Genomic DNA, 8,497 nt, shown 5'->3' on the forward strand with positions numbered 1-8,497 from the left:
GTCCAGACTAAAATTGACCTGAATCATAGAACACAGCACGAATTAACCATGATTTAACAAATGAAATTTAAAACAGCAACCAATTTGGTCTTACCATTTACAGGGGTAATACTTTTGGGGAGTATCCGTGCTAGAAAGTTTCAGGATAAAAATGGATTGTTTCAGAAAGATGAGTGCCACTTGATTAAAAATCAAACCAAGCGCACATTAGAGGTAGAAATCCTGTTCATAAGTTTTAATATTAGATCGTTTGATAAGCTCGTCACACTCTCGATTTATTGACGCCCTCCCCCTAACCACTTTATTTACATCGCAACAACAAAAATTCACAAGTCATTATGCTAGGCGTTGACTATTCAACCACCAGCAACAATAAGAGCATCTTCGATAATGAGGCTTAAACCTTGAGCTCGCCTTTAAACTTCTGCCAGTCGAAAACCAAACCAGGGTCAGTTTTGCGTAACGGGGCTATATATTGATGACCAGTGATACGCTCGGTGGTTATTTGAGGGAAAGTCGATACGATCGTTTCTGTTAATCGAGAAAGCGCTTGGTACTGCTGTTCTGTATAAGCGATAAAGTCGCTTCCTTCCAGCTCAATACCAATCGAGTAATCATTACACCTTTTACGCCCCGCAAAGCTCGACTGGCCTGCGTGCCAAGCTCGGTCAAGAAATGACACAAACTGTACCACCTCACCATCACGGCGAATCAAGCAATGTGCCGAAACGCCCATTTGGTGAATCACTTTAAAAAATGGATGATCTGCCGGATCAAGTTTGCCCGTGAAAAACTGTTCAATGTAAGGGCCGCCAAATTGGCCTGGTGGTAAACTAATGTTATGAACCACCAGCAGAGAGATATCGTCGGTGCTGGGTCTAGCATCAAAATACGGAGAAGGAACATGCCGAGCATTGTCGTACCATCCGTTGGAGCTCATCGTCATCTTATTCTCGCTTTCTTTTCTACTAGCGCAATAAGATTGTGACTTTGCCCATAGAGCAGTCGCGCTAGCCTCTTTAATTTGAAGTTAAGCAAGAGTATCATTCCATTCCCACTCCCTTTCAAGATTAGATTTGCGATGAAAAACACACATAACAGCCACCAACGCCTTGATTACTTAAAAGAGCAACTGCCGCTAGAGATCACTCGCGCAGTCGCTGAGACCATCAAAGAAGATCTAGGTGGAACGTTAGATCCAGCGGCTGATATTACGGCAAGTCTAATCCCTGCAGACGCAATCAACAGCGCAACCATCATTACCCGTGAGCACGGTGTGTTCTGTGGTAAAGCTTGGGCTGATGAAGTGTTTAAGCAATTGGGCGGTGAAGTCACTATCGAGTGGAACGTAGAAGACGGTGACAAGGTTGAACCAAACCAAACACTTTGCACGCTAGCAGGCCCTGCTCGCGCACTTTTAACCGGTGAGCGTAACGCAATGAACTTCATTCAAACACTATCGGGTTGTGCGACGGCGACAGCAATCTACGCTGACAAAATCAAACACACAGAATGCCGCCTATTAGACACTCGAAAAACGATTCCTGGCCTACGTAGCGCACTAAAATACGCTGTTGCTTGTGGTGGTGGCTTCAACCACCGTATTGGCGTTTTCGATGCGTACCTAATCAAAGAAAACCATATCATCGCATGTGGTGGGATTGAGAAGGCTATCTCTACTGCAAAAGAGCTTAACCCGGGTAAGCCTGTAGAAGTTGAAACCGAAAGCCTAGCAGAGCTCGAACAGGCGATCAGCGCCGGTGCAGACATCATCATGCTAGATAACTTCACCACTGACATGATGCGTGAAGCCGTTAAAATTAACGCAGGTCGTGCAGCACTAGAAAACTCAGGTAACGTGACTTTAGATACGATTGCAGAGTTCGCTGAAACGGGTGTCGATTACATCTCAGTGGGTGCACTGACTAAGCATCTAAAAGCAATGGACCTTTCAATGCGATTCAAAGCTTAATCTCATAGTTCTATCAATCACTTAACTTCTAGGCATGGCAATCAGCCATGCCTTTTTATTGCTTTTATTATCAGTATATCAATCAGTTAACTAAGCTGATCGCATAATTTTGCGCCCCATATGAAACAACACACCAATAAATACAAAACCACTCGCGCCCACACCTGAACACCATTCCACTTCTAAATCTCAACTTCTATTCTTTCCATCAACCGGTGCTTGCACTGAAACAAACTAACGAATGGAATAGAACTATGAAAAACAAAAGAAAAAACCAGAAAGGCTTTACGCTGATTGAATTGATGATAGTGGTCGGCATTATCGGCATATTAAGTGCAATCGCAGTTCCTGCTTATAAGAGCTATGTAATCAAAACCGAAGCAAATGCTGGAGTTAGCATACCTAAAACACTATTGACTAATATAGATATGTATATACAAGAAAAAGGGGCATTCCCAGAAGACGCTCAAGCAAGCGATTTTGGTGCAACTACAGACATGAGTGCTATGGGAACTCTTAAATTTACAAAAGATGGAACTACAGCCACAAATGGAACTGCTGATTTCACTTTTTTACCTTCAGCATCACTTTCAGGTAAAAAAATAACTTACACGAGAAGTAATTCAGGTTGGAAATGCACGCATGACATCCCTGCTACATTACTTTCAGATACCCTGAAAGGCTGTAAACTGGCAACGCCTTAACGTGTCTAACAACCTCCCAAGAATTCTCCGTCAGGCTAACTTACTTAGCCTGACTCAAGAACAAGCCGTTGCGGAACATGTGCAAGCTACAGGTGTTTCTACACCTGAAGCTTTGCTCACTCTGGGCTTATTCACCGGCGAGAGCCTCGCTAATAACATCAAAACCATTTTCGGTTTGCCGTTAGTGCAACTGGCCAATACTGACTATGAAATCTTGTGTGACCAATTGGGACTTCGAGAATTGATCACTAAGTATCGTGCTATCCCAGTTGTCCTCACTAACTCTACTCTCACGCTCGCCTCTGCCGATCCAACCGACTTGCAAGCTGAAGACGATTTTAGATTCGCGACTGGATTGCAGATAGAACTCGTTGTCGCTAACTATTCAGAATTAGAAGGCGCCATACGAAAGCTGTATGGTCGCTCTATTTCCGGGCAAGACTCTAAGCGCAAAGAGATCACCCAAGATGAGCTCGCCAATCTTGTTGAAGTCTCTGACGATGAAATGAGTTCAATTGAAGATCTCAGTCAAGATGACTCCCCTGTCAGTCGATTTATCAATCAGATACTGGTTGATGCGGTGCGTAAAGGCGCATCCGACATCCACTTCGAACCTTATGAAGAAAACTACCGAGTGCGTCTGCGTTGCGATGGCATTCTTGTTGAGGTCCAACAGCCCGCGTCTCATTTAAGCCGTCGGTTATCCGCTCGTTTAAAGATTCTCGCCAAACTTGATATCGCTGAACGTCGCTTACCTCAAGACGGCCGTATTAAGCTGCGTTTGAACGACGAGCTGGCGATCGATATGCGTGTGTCGACTCTACCGACATTGTGGGGAGAAAAGATCGTACTGCGTCTTCTAGACAGCAGCGCAGCCAATTTAGATATCGATAAATTAGGTTACAGCGAGGATCAAAAAGCGCTCTATCTCAATGCCCTAAAACGCCCCCAAGGGATGATCTTAATGACTGGGCCCACAGGCAGTGGCAAAACGGTCTCTCTTTACACTGGACTTCGCATGCTTAACACCTCTGAGCGTAATATCTCAACTGCTGAAGATCCGGTGGAGATCAACCTGTGTGGTATCAATCAGGTACAGGTGACGCCAAAGATCGGTTTTGGGTTTGCCGAAGCACTACGATCGTTCTTGCGACAAGATCCTGATGTAGTGATGGTCGGTGAGATCCGTGATTTAGAAACCGCAGAGATCGCGATCAAAGCGTCGCAAACGGGTCACTTAGTCCTCTCGACACTCCATACTAACTCAGCTTCGGAAACCGTGACTCGGCTCGCCTATATGGGGATAGAACCCTTTAACCTCGCTTCGTCATTGAGCCTGATTATCGCACAGCGACTGGCAAGGCGGCTGTGTAACCACTGTAAAGCAGCTGACAACTCGCCGGACATATTTCTACGTCACTCTATTCCTAACAATCAAACACTCTACAAAGCCACCCCACAAGGGTGCAATGAGTGTAATCAGGGCTATTCCGGTCGAGTGGGTATCTACGAAGTGATGCCGTTTACCGACAAACTAAAAAATAGTCTGATCAATAAACCTAACGCGTTAGAGATTGAAGATCTCGCGCGTAGAGAAGGAATGAGAACACTGCAAGAATCCGGTATCGATAAGTTGCTTGAAGGCACGACTAGCTATCAAGAACTGCAACGTGTTCTGTATCTATAATCCATCGGAGCACTCATGAGCACTAAACTGCAGTCACAATTAAAAAACTACCACTGGAAAGGCATAAACAGCTCAGGCAAAAAGGTGTCAGGGCAAACCTTGGCACTCGCTGAATTAGAAGTACGAGAAAAGCTCAAAGATCAGCATATTCAGATTAAGAAAATCAAAAAGAAAAGCATCTCAGCAGTCACTCGTTTAACACACCGAGTCAAAGCCAAAGACATCACCATTTTGACTCGACAACTTGCGACCATGCTTGCCACTGGCGTGCCTATCGTTCAGGCCATTAAGCTAGTATCAGACAATCACCGTAAAGCTGAAATGAAATCAATTCTATTGCACATCTGTCGAGGTGTCGAAGCGGGAACCCCTATATCAAAAGCGATGCGGACGGCAAGCACTCACTTTGACGACCTGTACACCGATTTGGTCGCTACTGGCGAGCTTTCCGGAAACCTAGCGCAAGTCTTTGAACGCTTAGCAACCTATAGAGAAAAGAGTGAGCAGCTAAAGTCTAAGGTCATAAAAGCACTGATTTACCCTACAATGGTGGTCGCTGTCGCTTTGACTGTCTCTTACTTAATGCTCACCATGGTCATTCCTGAATTTGAATCTATGTTTTCAGGCTTCGGGGCAGACCTCCCTTGGTTTACTCAACAAGTACTCTCCCTTTCGCATTGGGTACAGGCTTACAGTCTTTATGCTGCCGTTGGCATAGGGTTAGTCACATTATTTACCTACCAACTGCGTCAACGGTCTTATTCCATTCGTTTATCATTCAGCCGTCTAGGCTTGCGATTCCCTATTCTTGGCGGAGTATTGGCCAAAGCCTCAATCGCCAAATTCAGCCGAACCTTATCAACCAGTTTTAGTTCAGGGATTCCTATTTTAACCAGCCTGAAGACCACAGCCAAAACCGCAGGTAACTTGCATTATGAATCGGCCATCATCGAGGTTCATCGTGAAACTGCCGCTGGCATGCCGATGTATATCGCGATGCGCAATACCGATGCCTTTCCTGAGATGGTTTTACAGATGGTCATGATAGGAGAAGAGTCCGGCAACCTTGATGACATGCTCAATAAAATCGCATCTATTTATGAATTTGAAGTCGACAACACCGTCGATAATTTAGGTAAGATTCTAGAGCCACTGATCATCGTATTTTTAGGCACCGCTATTGGTGGACTGGTTGTCGCGATGTACTTACCGATCTTTAATCTTATGAGTGTGTTAGGATAGCTCAAAGCAACCAAACACCCCTCAAGCAGAGAACCACTGCTTGTATTGATTAAGTGGTAAAGGACACTATGGAAGTATTTCACTACTATCCTTGGCTATTCCCCGTATTAGCTTTCATTTTTAGCCTTCTTATTGGCAGCTTCCTCAACGTAGTCATACACCGTTTACCGATTATGATGGAACGAGAGTGGCAACAAGAGTGCTCGGAGTATTTCTCTCAATATAAAATTCCAGCGCCAGAGGGGAAGTTCAATCTCAGTATCCCTCGTTCGGCTTGCCCGAAATGTAAAACCCAATTAAGAATCGTCGACAATGTTCCAGTATTAAGCTGGTTGTTCTTGAAAGGTAAGTGTCATAGCTGTGCTAACCCAATCAGTGCTCGCTATCCATTGGTCGAACTGCTGACTGCAATACTATGCACCGTAGTGGCTAGCCACTTTGGTTTCAGTTACTACGCCATTGCTTTGATTTTTTTCACCTTTGCATTGATTGCCGCAACCTTTATCGACCTAGATACCATGCTGTTACCTGATCAAATCACCTTACCTTTGGTTTGGTCTGGTATCGCGTTAGCACTGTTTAACATCAGCCCAGTATCGCTTCAAGATTCCGTAGTTGGCGCAATGGCCGGCTACCTAGCTTTGTGGTCTGTTTATTGGTTGTTCAAGCTACTAACAGGCAAAGAAGGCATGGGATATGGAGACTTCAAACTCCTAGCCGCATTAGGTGCATGGCTTGGTTGGCAACACCTACCAATGATCATTCTTTTGTCGTCGCTGGTCGGTTTGGTTTTCGGCTTGATTCAACTTCGCTTGAAACAGCAAGGCATAGATAAAGCCTTCCCGTTTGGCCCATACCTCGCGATTGCGGGTTGGGTAAGTTTGATGTGGGGCAATGACATCATGGGTTGGTATTTCACTTCTGTACTAGGGATTTAATCATGGCAATCATTATCGGATTAAGCGGTGGGATCGCCAGTGGTAAAACGACGGTAGCTAATCTCTTCAGCGAACATTTTCACATTGATATTGTCGATGCTGATATCGTGGCACGTGAAGTGGTGGCGTTGGGCAGTGAAGGTCTAAAACAGATTGCGACTCATTTTGGTGAAGAGGTATTGCTCGAAGATGGAGCGCTAAACCGAGCTAAACTGCGCGAAGTGATCTTTTCTGATCCCACAGAGAAACAATGGCTCAATGAACTGCTTCACCCTATGATCCGCGACAAAATTGACAGTGACCTGTCTAAAATCACATCCCCATATGGTTTATTAGTCGCACCGCTATTGGTTGAAAACCAAATGCAAGGCATGACCGATCGCGTATTAATCGTTGATGTGCCGGTAGAAGTGCAAATAGAACGTACGATGAGTCGCGATAATGTTTCTAGGGAACAAGTTAAATCAATTTTAAAATCACAGGCATCAAGAGAACAGCGCTTAGCAGTTGCAGATGACGTGATTAAAAACCATACTAAAAACCAAGAACTTTTGCCTCAAATCACAGATTTACATCAAAAGTATCTGGCAATCAGTGCAGTAGATGGGTCAGAATAGAACAATGTTGAATGAAGGTTTGCTCGATGATCACCCATAAATTTGAACATCCTCTAAATGAGAAAACACGCATCTACTTAAGAGTTGAATCACTCTTGAGGCAGTTACACTTGTCTTCTGCATTTTCCGATGCTCAACAGTATCAACTCTTTTTCCGTTCTATCTTTGATCTGATTGAAATATTCGAACAGATACAACTTAAGAGCGAACTCGCAAAAGATATTGAGAAACAGCGTGTAACCTATAAAAGTTGGTTAGATGTTGAAGGTGTCGATCAAGAGATGCTGACATCATTGCTCAATGATATTAGTCATATCTATCGTGAACTGATGCAGGCGGAACGTTTTGGGCAATCATTAAAGGAAGACCGCTTCCTTAGCGCCATTCGTCAACGCTTTAACTTGCCAGGTGGCTCATGTTGCTTTGATTTACCGGCTCTACATTATTGGCTTCATCTTCCTCTGGATAAGAGAGTTAGAGATGCTAAGACATGGATGGATAGCCTACAGCCTCTGTATGAAGCACTAACACTATGGTTGAAGCTCACCAGAGAGACAGGTCACTTTAAGGATCAGATCGCTCGTACAGGTTTCTTCCAAAGCGATGCTGATGAAGCGAATATCCTTCGCCTTTCAATTCCAATGCAGTACGGTGCCTACCCGATGATCTCGGGACATAAAAACCGTTTCGCTATTAAATTTATGAGCTTTGAAACTGGGCAAGCCTGTACTCAAGATATTGAATTTGAGTTGGCTATCTGCAGCTAATTCATTACCTTTATTGTTTGGCTTGAGTTGTCACTTGAGCCTAAACTATTTCTTATGCCAACCACAGTAAGTAAGTGTTCATAAATAGCGTAGGAAAAAGGCTTGAGAACAAGACAGAAATTTTCGATAAGTAGTTATTCTACAATCAAAATTTCTAACGAAGTTATCGAGCGTTTTAACAAGCTAGGATGACCAGTTATTTGCTACGATTGGTATTACTACCCCCTCTAATTAAGAATCACTATGTCGAACAAAATCACCATCGTTAAATGCCCTCAATGTAACACTGACGTTGAATGGGGTGAACAAAGCCCACATCGCCCGTTTTGCAGCAAGCAATGTCAGATGATTGATTTCGGTGAATGGGCAGACGAAGAGAACAGTATCGCTGGCGCACCTGACATGTCGGATAGCGATGGTTGGTCGGAAGACCCACACTAAGCGAGTAGCGAGTAGCGAGTAGCGAGTAGCGAGTAGCGAGTAGCGAGTAAATTTTGAAGGGTTGGCGTTTTACGTCAATCCTTTTTTATTGCCGGTAAAATGGTATGAGTAGAGATTCCCTACTCCTTC

Annotated in this window: 8 protein-coding genes and 1 pseudogene; 8 read left to right on the forward strand and 1 reads right to left on the reverse strand. The window is 44.2% G+C overall.

Features of this window, described 5'->3' with window-relative positions; genetic code table 11:
• Window positions 1-397: 397 nt before the first annotated feature.
• Window positions 398-998, reverse strand: a pseudogene (gene ampD, locus AB4232_RS20415) (1,6-anhydro-N-acetylmuramyl-L-alanine amidase AmpD).
• A gap of 83 nt (window positions 999-1,081) precedes the next feature.
• On the opposite strand from ampD, the gene nadC reads away from it, so the two are divergent.
• The 8 genes from nadC (at window position 1,082) to yacG (ending at window position 8,368) form a co-directional block, all read left to right on the forward strand.
• Window positions 1,082-1,972, forward strand: a complete 891-nt coding sequence (nadC, locus tag AB4232_RS20420; RefSeq protein ID WP_102249157.1) for a carboxylating nicotinate-nucleotide diphosphorylase — start codon at window positions 1,082-1,084, stop codon at window positions 1,970-1,972.
• 254 nt (window positions 1,973-2,226) lie between these two features.
• A complete protein-coding gene (locus AB4232_RS20425; RefSeq protein WP_372087884.1) occupies window positions 2,227-2,676 on the forward strand; it encodes a prepilin-type N-terminal cleavage/methylation domain-containing protein in 450 nt (149 codons plus the stop codon).
• 1 nt (window position 2,677) lies between these two features.
• The gene (gene pilB, locus AB4232_RS20430; protein WP_372087885.1) at window positions 2,678-4,363 is read left to right on the forward strand and encodes a type IV-A pilus assembly ATPase PilB; all 1,686 of its coding nucleotides are present in this window, start codon (window positions 2,678-2,680) and stop codon (window positions 4,361-4,363) included.
• Window positions 4,364-4,378: 15 nt separating this feature from the next.
• Window positions 4,379-5,605 (forward strand): type II secretion system F family protein, encoded by a 1,227-nt coding sequence (locus AB4232_RS20435; RefSeq protein WP_372087886.1) that lies wholly within the window; start codon window positions 4,379-4,381, stop codon window positions 5,603-5,605.
• A 68-nt stretch (window positions 5,606-5,673) separates the two neighbouring features.
• On the forward strand, window positions 5,674-6,543 hold the full coding sequence (locus tag AB4232_RS20440) for an A24 family peptidase (RefSeq protein ID WP_086048774.1): 870 nt from the start codon (window positions 5,674-5,676) through the stop codon (window positions 6,541-6,543).
• A 2-nt stretch (window positions 6,544-6,545) separates the two neighbouring features.
• Window positions 6,546-7,160: a dephospho-CoA kinase gene (gene coaE, locus AB4232_RS20445; protein WP_017097339.1), complete on the forward strand. Its 615-nt coding sequence runs from the start codon at window positions 6,546-6,548 to the stop codon at window positions 7,158-7,160.
• A gap of 26 nt (window positions 7,161-7,186) precedes the next feature.
• The gene (gene zapD, locus AB4232_RS20450) at window positions 7,187-7,927 is read left to right on the forward strand and encodes a cell division protein ZapD (protein ID WP_017101235.1); all 741 of its coding nucleotides are present in this window, start codon (window positions 7,187-7,189) and stop codon (window positions 7,925-7,927) included.
• A 243-nt stretch (window positions 7,928-8,170) separates the two neighbouring features.
• Window positions 8,171-8,368 carry a DNA gyrase inhibitor YacG gene (gene yacG, locus AB4232_RS20455; RefSeq protein WP_102249162.1) on the forward strand — a complete coding sequence of 66 codons (198 nt, stop codon included), beginning with the start codon at window positions 8,171-8,173 and terminating at the stop codon, window positions 8,366-8,368.
• Window positions 8,369-8,497: the final 129 nt, after the last annotated feature.

The sequence above is a fragment of the Vibrio sp. 10N.286.46.A8 genome (assembly GCF_041470165.1).
In the GTDB taxonomy this organism is placed as follows: domain Bacteria; phylum Pseudomonadota; class Gammaproteobacteria; order Enterobacterales; family Vibrionaceae; genus Vibrio; species Vibrio tasmaniensis_A.